We start from the raw sequence: 14266 nt of genomic DNA on the forward strand, positions 1-14266 counted from the left end.
AGATATATTCATGCATACGCCTGTTAATTAAGTGCAAATCTAACAGGAACTCTCACGGTATAGGCATAGGATTTTGGGGGGGATGGGGCCGAAAACTGCCATTTTTTGACGGCATTTAAGGCTGCTTTATCGAGCAGGGTAAAGCCAGAGCTATTAATTAAGGTTAACGATAATTGCTCACCAATCTGATTAAACATGACTTCAATCGTTGCCGTTCCTTCTAATCCTCGTTTTCTGGCTAACTTAGGGTAGTTGGGTTGAGAGGGGGGGGCTGAAAATGTTGGCTGATTGAGTGCAATGCTCGTTTGTGCTAATGCTTGGGTTCCTTTGCTTCCTTGACTGTCAAATTGACGGTTCGAGTCAATATCTAATTTTTGTTTGGCCTTCATATCTAGCGGTTTTGCTTTAGGCTCATTGATGGTTTTTTTTACAGAAAGTTGATCATCAACTCTCTTTTTGGACACCTGAATATTTTCAGTTATTGTGACTTTTTGCTGTTGAGGTTTAGCTTGAGTTAAAGCATTAAGGTTATTTTTTGATTTAAGTACTTCAGATGTATGCTTAACCAAGGCGTTGGATTTGACGGGGTGTGTTGGTTTATGCTCAGGCTTTTTGGGTGAAGCCAGCTGCTTGTTTGTCGCCTGTTCTTTGTTAGCTGGGCTCGCGGTGATTTTTTGAGTCGCATGAGTCCCTATGGTGATATTCATACTTTGAGCTGTTCCGATAACAGTGCCGGCAGGTTGTGGGGCGTCAGATGATTTATCTTGAGATGCAATGACTCCCCCTTGGATCAGGGCGGTAAAACAAGCAAACGTAAAGTATCGTCTAGGTGTCATCTTGGGTTAATTTCTCAAATTTACTACAGAGCTAAGCAAGCCAATTGTGTTGTCACTTATTTAAGATATACGAATCGAAACGATATATCAAACGATAATGATTTTCATTTGATATATTGTTTCGTCTCAGGTAAAGTTTAGCCAAATAGAGCTTCTAAACAGCAATTAAAACGAGTACTTAAGGATGATGAACATGACGAAAAAGCCTGTAGTGGTTGCGCTAGCCATGGCTTTTAGCTCAACAGCTTACGCCCAGCCAAATAATGTAGTCACTGAATTTGATGAGGTGCTGGTAACGGCGACTCGGATAAATGAGAAAGTATCTGATACCAGCCGCAGTGTTGCAGTGGTAAGTGAAGAGGAGTTGCAGTCAGCTCAGTCGAGTTCTGTGGCTGAAATATTGAGAAATGAAGCCAATGTGAATGTGGGCAATGGTCCCCGCGCTTCTTCGCAAGGGGTTGAGATCCGAGGTTTAAACAGTTCTCGAGTATTGCAGACGATAGACGGTGCAAGACAAAATACTAGTTCAGGGCATAGGGGCAGTTATTTTCTTGATCCAGAGCTATTAAATTCGGTAGAGGTGGTTCGCGGCCCAGCAAGTAGCTTATGGGGCAGTGGCGCGATTGGTGGCGTAGTGGCACAAAACACTAAGTCGGCGCAAGACATGCTTGATGAGGGAGAGTCATTGGGTGGCTATCTTAAGCAAGGTTTTGAAACCAATAATGATAACGTCAAAACCAGTGGCGCTATTTATGGCATTGCGGATAAGTTTGATTGGCTAATTAACGGCAGTTACAGTGACAGCAACAATGTCAAAATAGGTAACGATAAAACCCTTGAAAATAGTGCTTCACAAAAAAGCAGCGGCTTGATGAAACTGGGTTGGGAGCCAAGTGATGATCAACGTCTGCAATTTTCGGCACGTTTCTCTGATACTGATGAGCTGGTACCGAGTAATCCATCTAAAGAAGTGGGTGATCGAGGAGTCACTTTGATCCAGCGTAAGACCAAGGACACTAACCTGACCTTAGCCCACAGCTTCAATCCTAGTACTAACCCTTATTTGGATCTTAACAGTACCCTTTACTGGAACAGTACCGATTATGATGAAAACAGAGTGAAGGAAAATCAACTTGATAGTACTGAATATGAAACGTTAGGCTTTAGTATTAACAACAATTCTATCTTTGGTGACACGACATTGACTTATGGTGTTGATGGCTATCAAGACACCATCAAGACAGTGCGTGATGATTCAGGAACACCTGGGCAGAGACCTGATGATATTGATGGTAAAACCACAGTATGGGGCGCATTTGCTAAGGTAAAAGTGGGGATCACTGAGTCGGTATACGTAGAGCCTGCATTAAGGTATGACAATTTTAAAAATGAAAGTATTAACCTGTCGACCTCTTCAGATGACAGTGCTTTATCACCGTCTTTGGGCTTAGTGTGGGAGACCAATTCGTGGCTTACACTCAGTGCCCGTTATGATGAGGCCTTTAGGGCACCGACAGTAGAGGAGATGTATTCGACCGGAACTCATTACTATATTCCTCCTGTTCCGCCTAGTCCAAGATTTCAAGGATTACCCAATGGTTTATTCAACACGTTTGAAATCAACCCAGATTTAAAGGCTGAGCAGGCGAAGAACAAAGAGCTAAAAGCCGATCTGCGTTTCACTGAACTTGCCGGTGACGATGAATTGGCTATCACGCTGAACGTGTTTAGAAATGATGTTGACGATTTTATCGAACAATCAGTATCTAATCCTCTTATGGGTATTCCTGGTTTGGAGCAAACAACCTCTTGGAATAATGTCGATGAAGCGCGTCTTACCGGGTTTGAGTTCAGTACTCGTTACCGTTTTCAGCAGACACGTTTGAGCCTGAATTATGGTCAAACAGAAGGTAAAAAGAAGAACACTAACGAATATTTAAGAGATATTCCTGCAAATAAGCTGGCGTTAGATCTCTCACAAGGGATCATGGAAGGGGACATTAAGTTCGGCACACGGGTGACCCATGTGGCGCAACAAGATGATTTGTCGATCAGTGATATTAATGAGGATTACGACTCTTATACTTTATGGGATGTTTATGCCGCATGGGAGCCTGCTATGGGGTCATTAGCGGGATTACGTGTTGATTTTGCCGTTGAAAATATCGGTGATGTTGAGTATCGTCAGGCGTGGCAAACTCTTTATGAACAAGGGTTAAACATGAAATTATCTGCACGTTATCGTTTTTAATTTTATGAACTGTTAACTCATTTATTATATTAATGAGTGTTAATTTATTGTTCGCTGAGTAAGGCATATGCCTTGCTTAGCGATGTTCGTTTAAGGCATTAGGAGTGGATCCATGCAACCGAGTCATGAAGTGATACGTCAATATTTAGATAACAACCCTAATTCGATGCCAAGTCAAGCCGCAGTAGAACTGGGTGTGTCTGAATGGTCGGTGGTATTGGCGTTGCCACCTGAGCAGATGAGTCAATTGCCATTATCCGATAAAGATGCATTATTGTCGAGTTTGCCCGATTGGGGAAATGTAACCACTATTATTGCTGTTTCTGGCAGTATCTTTGAATTCAAAGGCTCATTCCCTCAAGGTAAATATGCTTACGGATATTACAATCTTATTACCGAAGGGGAAGGGTTACATGGGCATCTTAATCTTGACAGTTTAAGTGCGATAGCGTTAATCAGTCGCCCATTTCGAGGCAAAGAGAGTCATTCAATCAATTTCTTCGGCAGCAAAGGTGAAATCATTTTTAAGGTATATTTGGGCCGCGACAGTCAACGTGTGCTGATACCTGAGCAAGTAGCGCATTTTAATGCATTAAAAGAACGGACCCTTGCAGCTTAAAGGGATTTAAAAATAAGAGAGCAAGCAATGTCAAATCAAAATGTTGAGAATGGAAAACCAGAAAATACGCCAGCCAATCAGGATAAAAACCAACGGTTAAGTGAAAAATTATTATCAGAAATAGAGAGTTTTAAAGCTGAGCGCTCAACCTTGCAACTTGCAACACAAGATAAGGCCGGTGTGCCTAATGCCAGTTATGCTCCCTTTGCATTGGCTGATGATGGTTTCTATATTTTGGTGAGCCAATTAGCTCGTCATGGCACCAATTTGATGGAATCATCGTTAGTTTCAGTGATGTTACTTGAAGATGAAACCGAAGCCAAAACCATTTTTGCGCGTAAACGATTAACGTTTGATGCGGTGGCTGAATTAGTCGAAAGAGACAGCGAAGCCTTTACTAAAGGGGTAGCAGCACTGTCGACACGGTTTGGTGAAATGATAGATAATTTGTCTCAATTAACAGATTTTAATTTATTTAAACTCAATCCCAAAAAAGGATTGTATGTTAAGGGATTTGGACAAGCATTTAGCTTGAGCGGATCTGAATTGCTTGATGTGGATTGGAAACGTGATGGCCACAAAGGCGTACCACCTAAAGTCGAGTTAACTGCCCAGAGTAACGCCGTGCCAGCTTAGAATGAGATAATACGACCTTATGATGGTTTGATACAAACAAAACCCACGCATTTTCGTGGGTTTTGTTATTCTAGCGCCATTGTACGTTTGGTTAATGGTATAAGGTGATGAGTTTGAACAAAGATACTCCTTCATGCACTATTGCTGTGACGGCACAGTCCGATGTGGCTAAGCCTATTGGCTCAACCTTAGGTCAACGTGCTGTGTTACCTTGGATTGGCGGCTTTCTTCGGCCTTATAAAGCACGTGTTATCGCGGCGATTATTTTTTTATTTATCGGCTCACTTGCTTGGCTTTCTTTAGGTCAAGGAGTGCGTTTGATGGTGGATGAAGGTTTTTTACAGGGTAATGGTAACAGACTAACTGAAATCATTTTTCTAATGATAGCGATCACCGCTATCAGCAGTTCAGCTATTTTTTGTCGTTTTTACTTAATGACTTGGCTTGGAGAGCGAGTCAGTGCTGATATACGCTTAAAAGTTTATGATCATTTGTTAACACTTTCACCAGGCTTTTATGCAAAATTACGCACAGGTGAAGTGATATCTCGTTTTACAGCCGATTCGACTTTATTGCAATCTGTTGTGGGTTCAAGTTTGTCCATGGCACTGCGTTCGAGTGTGACAGTGGTTGGCGGTATTGTCATGATGGCGGTGACGAGCTTAAAAATGACAGGATTTGTCTTACTGGCAGTGCCCTTGGTGCTGGGGCCTATTTTGTTTTTTGGTCGTAAAGTGCGTGATCTGTCTCGCCAGAGTCAAGATCGAATGGGTGACTTAGGCGCGTACGTCGATGAAAGTTTGCATGAAATACATACAGTGCAAGCTTACACACATGAAGCGCGTGACAGAATCTTGTTTAATCACCGTGTCGAAGCCGTTATGGACGCTGCTAAAGGGCGAATAACATACCGCTCTACGTTAATTGCGACAGTGATGTTTCTCAGTATTTTAGCTATTACATTAGTCACATGGGTAGGAGCGCGAGATGTGATTGCTGGGACGATAACCAGTGGAGAGTTATCCGCTTTTATGTTTTATGCCGTGATGGTGGCGGGATCGGTGGCGACGATTAGTGAAGTGATTGGTGAGATCCAACGTGCGGCAGGTGCCACTGAGAGGTTAATTGAACTTGTTGATACGCCTGTTGATATCCCTACTGTTGCAGCTCCCGCAAAGCTTCCTACTAACGTAAGGGGGCAGTTAGCACTGAAAAATGTGCGATTTGCTTATCAAAATACCAAGAACGAAGGGGGTAAGGACGATCTTACCCAAGAGGTCATACGAGGGATCACCGCGGATATTCAAGCGGGTGAGCGGGTGGCTTTAGTCGGTGAAAGTGGAGCTGGCAAGAGTACTATTTTTGAACTTCTACTGCGTTTTTATACCTTAAAAAGTGGAGTGATAGAGTTAGATGGGATTGATATAGCTCAGTTAAATCCTCAAAACTTACGCCGGCAATATGCTTTGGTACCGCAAGAATCGGTCATTTTTGCCATGAGTGTGTTGGAGAATGTCCGCTATGGTAGATTAGATGCCAGTGAAGAGGAAGTGATTATAGCCTGTAAGGCAGCTAAGGCTCATGGGTTCATCAGTGCTTTTACTGACGGTTATAACACCTATTTAGGTGAGCGAGGCGTGAGATTATCCGGTGGTCAAAAACAGCGAATTGCTATTGCCAGAGCCATACTAGCAGATAGACCGATACTCTTGCTTGATGAAGCCACCAGCGCATTGGATGCCATCAGTGAACGAGAGGTCAAGCAGGCTCTGGATAGACTGATGGAGGGCAAAACAACCTTGATTATTGCTCATCGTCTGGCTACCGTACTGAATGCCGATCGTATTTTGGTTCTCGATAAGGGGCAAGTTGTGGCCAGTGGTCATCATCAAGAGTTAATGTTGTCGAGTGACTTGTATCGGAAATTTGCCCATTTACAACTTATCATGTGAGACTTAGGTCGAATAATTTCACTATTTTATGGTGTAGCGTCTCTTAGTTCTCGTCGTAGAATTTTTCCAACCGTTGATTTCGGCAAGGCATCAACAAACTCGATAACACGCGGTACTTTATAAGAAGTCAGCTGCTGTCGGCAGTAAGCCTCAATTTCAACCCTGAGGGCGTCATGATCACTTTTTGGATCATTGAGTACGACAACCACTTTGACTTTTTCCCCAGTGCGTTCATCTTGCAGACCAATAACAGCACACTCTAATATTGCATGATGGTTAGAAAGTACATCTTCTATTTCGTTGGGGTAGACGTTAAACCCTGAAACGATAATCATGTCCTTGATACGATCGACTATTTTATGAAACCCGTCCTTGGTGGCAACAGCGATATCGCCGGTTTTAAAGAAACCATCTTGGGTCATGACCTTTCCTGTTGCCTCAGGGTTATTCCAGTAGCCTTGCATCACTTGAGGGCCGCGTACTGACAGTTCTCCTGAATCACCTAGCGGAACTTCTTTGTCATTTGCATCGATTATCTTTATCTCAGTGCCTATCAGTGGTTTACCTATAGTGCCTATCTGTTCTTGTCCTGGTGAGTTTAGTGAGACAACAGGGGAGGTTTCTGATAAGCCATACCCTTCAGATATGGTACAGCCTGTGGTTTGCTGCCACACATTTGCCGCCGCATGAGTGAGTGCAGTGCCGCCAGATAGCGTCACTTTTAAATAAGAAAAATCTAATGCTTGGAATTCAACTTGATGGCATAGACCGACAAACAATGTATTTAGCCCAGCAAACCCAGTAAATTTTTGGGCAGACATCGCTTGGATCAGTGCAGAGGTGTCTCTGGGGTTAGGAATGAGTACAGAGCAAGATCCTTGCTCGAAGTAGAGTACAAGATTCACCATAAAGGCGTAAATATGATAGATGGGGAGGGGAGCAACGAAGACTTCTTCACTTTTAAGAAGCTTGTCACCTAGCCTAGCTTTAATCTGCATGGCATTGGCAATAAGATTCCCATGGCTAAGCATTGCACCTTTGGATAGACCTGTTGTTCCACCTGTGTATTGTAAGGCGGCAAGCTGCTCAAGTTGGCCTATTATGGGGTGGTATTCGCGTGCTGCACCTTGGCTGAGAACATGACAAAAAGTGTGTGTCATGAACGACACTTTTGGTTGCTCTAGAATGTTTGGGGTGACAAGGTCTAACACATGGGTTGAGATCACGGTTTCTATATGCGTATCTGCGATCACCTTGGTCAGTGTTGGCAGTCGATCGGCAAGCACCACTAAGACTTTTGCACCTGAATCGTTAAATTGATGAATAAGCTCACGTTCAGTGTAGAGCGGATTGGTGTTGACTAACACCATCCCTGCGCGTATTGCCCCGTAGGCTGCGATAACAAATTGAGTGATATTAGGCAATTGTATGGCAATACGATCGCCGGGTTTTAGATTGTCGATGCTCTGTAGATAGGTGGCAAAATAACGTGAGTCACGTTCAATCTCTTTAAATGATGTGTGGTGGCCAAGGCAAGTGTAGGCTGATTTATTCGCGTATTGCTTACAGGCTTGTTCAATTAGCATGATAAGTGAGCTGTATTGGGAGAGGTCAAGTTGCTGATCTGATTCGTATGTCATGCTTAATGCCCTTGTTCAATATATTGACTGTCCATTGTTTGATGTTTTTTGTTTTTTATAGAAATCAAACGTGCGTTTAGATTAGAGTTAAAAATAGGCTTAGGTCAACATAAAACGTAAAATAGATCATGACTAAAAATGTTGTTGTTTATTTGTTGGAAAAAATCCCCTGTTTAGATTAAGACTTAGGATCTTATTTTTTACTAAAATATGGAGTCAATAGATAACCCCATATTCATTTTCTGCTAGAAAGGCATCGGTCCCCAACAACTCCTTCGCTTTCCACCTTGTTATTTTCTCAGCGGCTGGATTAATAAAGACGGCATGACCATTAAAGTCAAAGCCATATATGCCTTCACTGACTGCATTAAGGATGGGTTGGTTTTCTGGTAGAAACACAGTTGGTGGTGTTTCTGTTGGTGAATTGATATTAGCTCCGCTTTATCACAACACTTGCTTGCAAAAGGTATCACTAGCTTTTACCATCCAAGATGAATAAAGTGCCAGTTAATAAGGTAGCGTTAACGCCTGCCTATTTATACCTGTAAGGGTTTTACTATGAGTGTGACTACTTGGTTTGGATTACTGGCTATTTGCTGTTTAGGCGCGATGTCACCGGGTCCAAGTTTAGCTATGGTTGTTAGGCATACCTTAGCTGGTGGGCGTGATAAAGGGATTATCTGTGCTTGGGCTCATTCCATCGGTATTGGTTTTTATGCCTTAGTGACACTTTTAGGTCTAGCGGTGGTCCTAAAAAAAGCACCAATAGTATTTGATGGTATTGCAATAACGGGGGCGCTTTATCTTGCTTGGATGGGGGTTCAGGCGCTTCGTTCTAAGGGAGGGATGTCCGAAAAACTTACGGCTGGTGAGGTGACCAGTGGCTTAGTTGCAGCCCGTGATGGTATTGCCATATCACTCTTTAACCCTAAAATAATGCTCTTTTTTCTCGCCTTGTTTAGTCAGTTTGTGATGGTTGCAGAGACCTTAGTGGGGCAGTCATTAATCGTGCTCACACCGCTGATAGTTGATGGACTTTGGTACACCCTCATTGCCTTGATGTTGTCGCACCCTTTGGTATTGCCTAAATTAAGAGCAAAAGCAGCATTGATAGATAAATTGTCTGGTGTGGTATTGATCCTGTTGGCGATAAGAGTATTCGTTACGGTTTAAATTGAGTTATTCATAGGTAACTTTCTATTTTTTGATAGAAAAATGTAAGCACTGAGCAGTATTATGAGGAAAATATGACGGAATACATACGCTGGGACGGTTTTATTCATGCAGAGACTGAGCAAAGCTACTTTCGAAAGTTACAAAGTTTTGTGACGAATGAACGACAAAGTGGCAAGGCTATATTCCCGCCGGAATCTGAGGTGTTCAATGCGTTTAATTTGACGCCATTAGATAAAGTGAGAGTGGTGATCATTGGACAAGATCCTTATCATGGGGCAGAGCAGGCGCATGGACTCTGTTTTTCGGTGACAAAGGGGATTAACATACCTCCTTCATTGGCTAATATCTATAAAGAACTGGTTACCGATATTCCAGAGTTTTTGATGCCAAGTCACGGCAACCTCTCAACATGGGCCAAGCAAGGAGTGTTAATGCTTAATACTGTATTAACGGTTGAACAGGGCAAGGCACATTCGCATGCTAAAGCTGGTTGGGAGATGTTCACCGATCATGTTATGGAGCGGTTAAATGAACAAAAAAAACCGATTATCTTTATTCTATGGGGAGCTCATGCAATTAAAAAGGGTAAACTTATTAAGTGTAAACAACATCATATTTTATCTGGACCGCACCCTTCACCATTATCGGCTTATCGAGGTTTTTTTGGTTGCCAGCATTTTTCGAAAACAAATTCTTTACTAACGTCTATGGGGAGCGATCCTATTGACTGGCAGGTCTAGGTCGTTACTGCTCCTTGATTAAACGATAGTGCTGTGCAAGGTTTCCATTGATTTTCTTACCTTGCCTGTCTAACATAAATAGTTGATTTTCACCGACCAGATATTGGTTACCAGGTTCATCTTTATCTAGTGTAACAAGGGTGATTCTTCCTCCATCTTTGTGCCATTGTACTCTACCCGTCTCAGTAAAAATGTTATCGCTTTTCCCTAAGTACTGTGTGTCTAGTTTATAAGTGTTATCAGCAGAAAGAATGAGCACTGTGCTAATCCCCTCACAACTGGCACACGGAATCACTCCTGAGTAGTGCCCAGCCCAATCTAATGCATTTTGGCTGTTATCACCTATGGAGACATTAACTTTATTTTCAATATGTTGCTTCTCATTTTTTTCAGTAACATTCAGTTTTTGATCTGAGCATGCTGACATGCTGATAGTCAGTAGAGTGAGTACAATAAGTGGTAATTTCATTATTATCCTTAGGCAATGTAGTCGACTATTGAGTCATTGAAGCTAATGACCATTATACGCAAATCATTATTGAAAATACTTGATTTTTTGGTTTAAAAGATCATGATATATGTTAACGATTGATTTTTTTGTGTAGGATAATGATTTTTTTGAGTCATGATGTTGAGTGGTGGTAGCTGAGTTATCCCTTTGATTTTAATTTATTGTGGGTGCGTCATTTCTTAGTGCTTAATTGGCTAAACCCATTAGAAGACTAAGTGAGTTCAACTTTTAATTTAATAGAATGACTTTGGAAGGCAATGAACAAGTATGCGAGCAATCGTCTCGGTAGTAAAATCAATGATAATTTTCGATGCCATAACGGGCATTTTGAAGTGGTTAAGGTATCCCTTTTTTTTGATATTAGTGTGCTTTTCTTTTGGCGTATTTGCAGAGGATGATAAGCGAACTTTAAATATTGTTTCGACCAACTACCCTCCTTTTTACAGTGATAGTTATAGCCAAAATGGTGCAGTAGCCTATATCGTTGCTCAAGCTTTTCTACGACGTGGTTATCATGTTTCACATAAATTTTACCCTTTTACTCGGGCTACTTTGTTGGTTAAAACAGGTAAAGCTGATGGGATTGTGGGGCTTTGGTACCGAAAAGAGCGAGAAGAGTGGGCTGAATACTCACAGCCTATAGTGCCACTCAATATTGTTTTTTATAAACGAAAAAACAGTGATATAAGTTATGAGAAATTATCTGATCTGCAAGGCTTACGGATTGGAATCGGTAGAGGGTATGCAAATCCACCTGTGTTTACCCAAGCCAAATTGGTGACCGAAGAATCCAGTTCAGATACGATTAATATGAAAAAATTATTTTTTAAACGCATTGATTTAGTATTGATAGGCAGAGATCTGGCACAATATCTTATTCGTACTGGTCCAGATGAGTATGCTGATGCCTTCGAGGAGATTGGTGAGCCATTGAGTGTTGAGGAGTTTCATTTCGGTGCCTCTAAGAAACTCCCTGATTATAAAAATTTAACAAAAGAATTCAACTTAGGGCTTGAAAGCATGAAGCAAGATGGGAGTTTGGAAAAAATTCTAAAAAATTATGGCATAGCACAAGATATTACACCTTAAATCTAGGTTAGCCCAAATGGTCAAACTGCCATCTTTTTGTCGGGGTAATAATGATAGGCAATGGAATATCCCAATGCTCAGATGGTAAGCGATTGACTTGCTGGCAGTCGTGAGCATAACCAATTGGCAGCGGTGAGCGAGTATCTTTGTAATGGGCAAGCGTTCTATCATAATAACCTCCGCCCATCCCCATGCGATTACCATCAGTGTCAAATGCGACTAAAGGCGTGACAATCACATCCAAGTGTTCAGCACAAATAATGTGACGAATATCCAGTAATGGCTCATCAATTCCGAGCTTATTACGTTGTATTTGAGTATTGGATGTATAGGCAAGAAAAAGTAAATTGCCTTTGCTAAATGGATGCAACCTTGGTAGATACACGTTAATGTTACGTTGCCACAGCGCTTTGATTAACGGTTGAGTGTCGAGTTCGCCATCATTGGTAAGATAAAGGGCGATATGCTTAATGGTGAGAGATTCAAGTTGGGCAAGCATAAGCGTGCAAGCTTGTTGACCTAAGTCGTCTTGTTCTGCAGCAGGAATTGCACGTCTAGTGGCGCGTATCTTTGATCGTATCTCATGCCGGTTTAATCCTTGTAGAGAAGACTTTAATCGGTTGAGTGAATTTTTATTGATTGAATGTTGATTCAAAGCGACCACATTTAATGTTAAGCGATATAAATAGCTTACCACTATCGATGGCATAGGATAAGTCGTAGTGAGCTTTTTGTTTTGCTAGCGTAGCAGTCAGTGATAACATTATGTTCAAATACTTGCATCCACTGAGAACTTTCATACGTATAAGTAGTCGTTATTAATTAAAAGAGATATTTATGAAAACCAATTTAGCAGCAATGATCCTATCTATTGCCTCACTCACCTCCATGAATGCGTCGGCTCAATGGTCATTAGCACCGTCGTCGGCAGAGCTGAAATTTTTATCTACCAAAGTGTTTACGAATAAGCAAAGCGTGACCGAAACATCGAGCTTTCATACGTTATCTGGTAAGGTGTCAGATGAAGGAGAGTTACACTTAACTGTTAATCTTGGCAGTGTAGATACCCAAGTTTCAATTCGTGATCAGCGTTTGCGTGATTGGGTTTTTGAGGTGGCTAAATATCAAAATGCAGAGATTTCCGCCAAAATAGATAAAGCTAACTTTAGTGATTTAACCGTCGGTAAACCTTTACGAATTAAGCAAAGTTTGATATTAAAAACACACGGTAAGTCGCTTCCTTTAGCGGCGGACTTACAATTAGTTAAAGACCTCGATGGTTCAATTCATGTCGCGAGTATTTCACCTATTTTACTTGATGTGAAGCAATTGGGCTTAAATGAAGGCGTTGAAAAATTAATTGAAGTGATGGGTTTAGCTTCGATTAATCAGCAAATTCCAATCACCTTCTACGGAAGATTTATTGAGAGTTAATGTGTGAGGTCAAAATAATAACGATCTCATTGGTATTTGCTACTCATACAGAGTTTAGAGAGTCATGTTATTGAGTGAGACAGATGAGATCTTATTAGCACGGACGGCAATGGGGGATAGAGAGGCATTTCAGCGTTTATATCTTAGCCTTTCACCCCGTATTTTTCCGGTATTGATGCAGTTAATGCATGATTATCAGTTGGCAGAAGATCTTCTTCAAGAGACCTTTGTTCGGATCTGGAATCAAGCTGCTCGGTATGATGTAAATAAAAGTGGTGCTTATACATGGTGTTATGCTATAGCTCGGCATCTAGCACTGGACTGTTTACGTCGTTTATCTTTACGTCGTACTCAAGACATTACAGATCTTGAAAGAGAACTTGAGATAGAGGAAGCTAAAGAGTTTACCTCCAGTAGTCGTACTCGAGGTAAAGTGGATTTTTGCCTGTCTCAATTACAAATTGATCAACGCCAAGCGCTAATACTGAGTTACTGTTATGGCTACGAGCAGCGAGAGTTGGTTGGGATTTTAGGGCATCCCTTAGGGACGATTAAGTCTTGGTTAAGACGTGGAATGGAGTTTATGCAACAATGCGTGTCCCATTAAGATATCATCAACCTGCATTGCAAAAATTGCTCATTTATAGCTATGTTAGCGGTTCGATGAGTTATCGAGCACGTCAGCGGATGGCGATGTTATTGCAACAAATTCCAGAGTTGGAGGTTCAACTGCTTAGGGTTGAAACACAGTTTCAGGCGCTAAATACTCATTCAGTGCAGACGAGTCCTAAGGCTGATATTTGGCGTCAGATCCAAGTTAAATTAGGTTGGCAAACTGTTCGTTGGTGGCAAAAAATTAATTATTGGAGGGCAAGTTCAGCGGTGCTTGCTTGCTCTCTCTTACTGGTCATGGGGGGACTGGTAAAGAGTGTCAGTGATGCACATTCTGAATATGTGCCTATTAGTTATGTTGGGATTTTAAATGCTCCAGATTCGAGTGCTAGTTTAGCCGCTGCGGTTCATCGTGCGACTGATGCGGTGGATTCGCCTTGGATGATGACCTTACATCTCACCCAAGCTTGGACTCCATTAAATCAAACTGCCAGTTTATGGATCCGTGATAACCAAGACCGAAAAATATCTATGGGGCAAGTTAAAGCCAAAGACACCCAGCAGTTTTTGCTAACGAAGGCACAGTGGCAGTTTATTCAAGGGGCAGTTTGGATGGAGCTGATTGCTGACAATAGTGGCCGAGTTATTCTACAAGGAAGGTGTCTTGCATTGAAAAGCTGGAGTTGAGGCCAACTGAGTTGCATTTATTATCTATGGCTCATCACCAGTATTTAACTCATTAAGAGCCCTTTAAATCGTCATTTTTGGGG

The 14266-nt window shown here is 41.7% G+C and carries 14 protein-coding genes and 1 pseudogene; 10 read left to right on the plus strand and 5 right to left on the minus strand.

Translation table 11 applies throughout. From position 1 onward, the window contains the following. Positions 1-23: 23 nt before the first annotated feature. The gene (locus HQQ94_RS08105) at positions 24-836 is read right to left on the minus strand and encodes an energy transducer TonB (protein ID WP_173293938.1); all 813 of its coding nucleotides are present in this window, start codon (positions 834-836) and stop codon (positions 24-26) included. A 193-nt stretch (positions 837-1029) separates the two neighbouring features. Here HQQ94_RS08105 and HQQ94_RS08110 point away from each other — a divergent pair, with 193 nt between their 5' ends. The 4 genes from HQQ94_RS08110 (at position 1030) to HQQ94_RS08125 (ending at position 6294) form a co-directional block, all read left to right on the plus strand. Next, positions 1030-3087, plus strand: a complete 2058-nt coding sequence (locus tag HQQ94_RS08110) for a TonB-dependent hemoglobin/transferrin/lactoferrin family receptor (RefSeq protein ID WP_173293939.1) — start codon at positions 1030-1032, stop codon at positions 3085-3087. A gap of 112 nt (positions 3088-3199) precedes the next feature. Further along, positions 3200-3706, plus strand: coding sequence for a heme utilization cystosolic carrier protein HutX (gene hutX / locus HQQ94_RS08115; protein WP_173293940.1), 507 nt, complete (start codon positions 3200-3202; stop codon positions 3704-3706). A 27-nt stretch (positions 3707-3733) separates the two neighbouring features. Further along, complete coding sequence (hutZ, locus tag HQQ94_RS08120) at positions 3734-4342, plus strand: heme utilization protein HutZ (RefSeq protein ID WP_173293941.1); 609 nt, start codon at positions 3734-3736, stop codon at positions 4340-4342. Between the two features lie 107 nt (positions 4343-4449). Then, entirely contained in the window at positions 4450-6294 is a 1845-nt protein-coding gene (locus HQQ94_RS08125; RefSeq protein WP_173293942.1) for an ABC transporter transmembrane domain-containing protein, read from the plus strand. A 26-nt stretch (positions 6295-6320) separates the two neighbouring features. Here the strand turns inward: HQQ94_RS08125 and HQQ94_RS08130 are convergent, their stop codons facing one another. Continuing rightward, the gene (locus HQQ94_RS08130) at positions 6321-7934 is read right to left on the minus strand and encodes an AMP-binding protein (RefSeq protein ID WP_173293943.1); all 1614 of its coding nucleotides are present in this window, start codon (positions 7932-7934) and stop codon (positions 6321-6323) included. A gap of 261 nt (positions 7935-8195) precedes the next feature. Beyond that, positions 8196-8363, minus strand: a pseudogene (locus HQQ94_RS08135) (PAS domain-containing protein); the annotation flags it as partial. A 129-nt stretch (positions 8364-8492) separates the two neighbouring features. Between HQQ94_RS08135 and HQQ94_RS08140 the strand changes: the two are divergent. Further along, positions 8493-9107: a LysE family translocator gene (locus HQQ94_RS08140; RefSeq protein ID WP_173293944.1), complete on the plus strand. Its 615-nt coding sequence runs from the start codon at positions 8493-8495 to the stop codon at positions 9105-9107. Between the two features lie 74 nt (positions 9108-9181). Further along, entirely contained in the window at positions 9182-9850 is a 669-nt protein-coding gene (gene ung / locus HQQ94_RS08145; RefSeq protein ID WP_173293945.1) for a uracil-DNA glycosylase, read from the plus strand. A gap of 4 nt (positions 9851-9854) precedes the next feature. On the opposite strand, the gene HQQ94_RS08150 is transcribed toward ung, so the two are convergent. Continuing rightward, a complete protein-coding gene (locus HQQ94_RS08150) occupies positions 9855-10319 on the minus strand; it encodes a copper resistance protein NlpE (protein ID WP_217274014.1) in 465 nt (154 codons plus the stop codon). Positions 10320-10658: 339 nt separating this feature from the next. On the opposite strand from HQQ94_RS08150, the gene HQQ94_RS08155 reads away from it, so the two are divergent. After that, positions 10659-11450: a transporter substrate-binding domain-containing protein gene (locus tag HQQ94_RS08155; RefSeq protein WP_173296572.1), complete on the plus strand. Its 792-nt coding sequence runs from the start codon at positions 10659-10661 to the stop codon at positions 11448-11450. A gap of 7 nt (positions 11451-11457) precedes the next feature. On the opposite strand, the gene HQQ94_RS08160 is transcribed toward HQQ94_RS08155, so the two are convergent. Further along, on the minus strand, positions 11458-12159 hold the full coding sequence (locus HQQ94_RS08160; protein WP_173293946.1) for a 5-formyltetrahydrofolate cyclo-ligase: 702 nt from the start codon (positions 12157-12159) through the stop codon (positions 11458-11460). Positions 12160-12287: 128 nt separating this feature from the next. On the opposite strand from HQQ94_RS08160, the gene HQQ94_RS08165 reads away from it, so the two are divergent. From HQQ94_RS08165 to HQQ94_RS08175, 3 genes are all read left to right on the plus strand, one after another. Then, positions 12288-12884 carry a YceI family protein gene (locus HQQ94_RS08165; RefSeq protein ID WP_173293947.1) on the plus strand — a complete coding sequence of 199 codons (597 nt, stop codon included), beginning with the start codon at positions 12288-12290 and terminating at the stop codon, positions 12882-12884. 64 nt (positions 12885-12948) lie between these two features. After that, positions 12949-13491, plus strand: a complete 543-nt coding sequence (locus HQQ94_RS08170) for a sigma-70 family RNA polymerase sigma factor (RefSeq protein ID WP_173293948.1) — start codon at positions 12949-12951, stop codon at positions 13489-13491. Further along, positions 13476-14183: a hypothetical protein gene (locus HQQ94_RS08175; RefSeq protein ID WP_173293949.1), complete on the plus strand. Its 708-nt coding sequence runs from the start codon at positions 13476-13478 to the stop codon at positions 14181-14183. The genes HQQ94_RS08170 and HQQ94_RS08175 overlap by 16 nt, the downstream gene beginning before the upstream one ends. Positions 14184-14266 lie beyond the last annotated feature (83 nt).

The organism is Shewanella sp. VB17, assembly GCF_013248905.1.
GTDB lineage: Bacteria > Pseudomonadota > Gammaproteobacteria > Enterobacterales > Shewanellaceae > Shewanella.

What these genes read in the sequence shown, in the direction of transcription:
- HQQ94_RS08105 (WP_173293938.1), bottom strand. Translation starts at nt 836, where the DNA reads ATGACACCTAGACGATACTTTACGTTTGCTTGTTTTACCGCCCTGATC.
- HQQ94_RS08160 (WP_173293946.1), bottom strand. Translation starts at nt 12,159, where the DNA reads ATGCCATCGATAGTGGTAAGCTATTTATATCGCTTAACATTAAATGTG.
- HQQ94_RS08165 (WP_173293947.1), top strand. Translation starts at nt 12,288, where the DNA reads ATGAAAACCAATTTAGCAGCAATGATCCTATCTATTGCCTCACTCACC.
- HQQ94_RS08130 (WP_173293943.1), bottom strand. Translation starts at nt 7,934, where the DNA reads ATGACATACGAATCAGATCAGCAACTTGACCTCTCCCAATACAGCTCA.
- hutX (WP_173293940.1), top strand. Translation starts at nt 3,200, where the DNA reads ATGCAACCGAGTCATGAAGTGATACGTCAATATTTAGATAACAACCCT.
- HQQ94_RS08155 (WP_173296572.1), top strand. Translation starts at nt 10,659, where the DNA reads ATGATAATTTTCGATGCCATAACGGGCATTTTGAAGTGGTTAAGGTAT.
- HQQ94_RS08110 (WP_173293939.1), top strand. Translation starts at nt 1,030, where the DNA reads ATGACGAAAAAGCCTGTAGTGGTTGCGCTAGCCATGGCTTTTAGCTCA.
- HQQ94_RS08150 (WP_217274014.1), bottom strand. Translation starts at nt 10,319, where the DNA reads ATGAAATTACCACTTATTGTACTCACTCTACTGACTATCAGCATGTCA.
- hutZ (WP_173293941.1), top strand. Translation starts at nt 3,734, where the DNA reads ATGTCAAATCAAAATGTTGAGAATGGAAAACCAGAAAATACGCCAGCC.
- HQQ94_RS08175 (WP_173293949.1), top strand. Translation starts at nt 13,476, where the DNA reads ATGCGTGTCCCATTAAGATATCATCAACCTGCATTGCAAAAATTGCTC.
- HQQ94_RS08140 (WP_173293944.1), top strand. Translation starts at nt 8,493, where the DNA reads ATGAGTGTGACTACTTGGTTTGGATTACTGGCTATTTGCTGTTTAGGC.
- HQQ94_RS08125 (WP_173293942.1), top strand. Translation starts at nt 4,450, where the DNA reads ATGAGTTTGAACAAAGATACTCCTTCATGCACTATTGCTGTGACGGCA.
- ung (WP_173293945.1), top strand. Translation starts at nt 9,182, where the DNA reads ATGACGGAATACATACGCTGGGACGGTTTTATTCATGCAGAGACTGAG.
- HQQ94_RS08170 (WP_173293948.1), top strand. Translation starts at nt 12,949, where the DNA reads ATGTTATTGAGTGAGACAGATGAGATCTTATTAGCACGGACGGCAATG.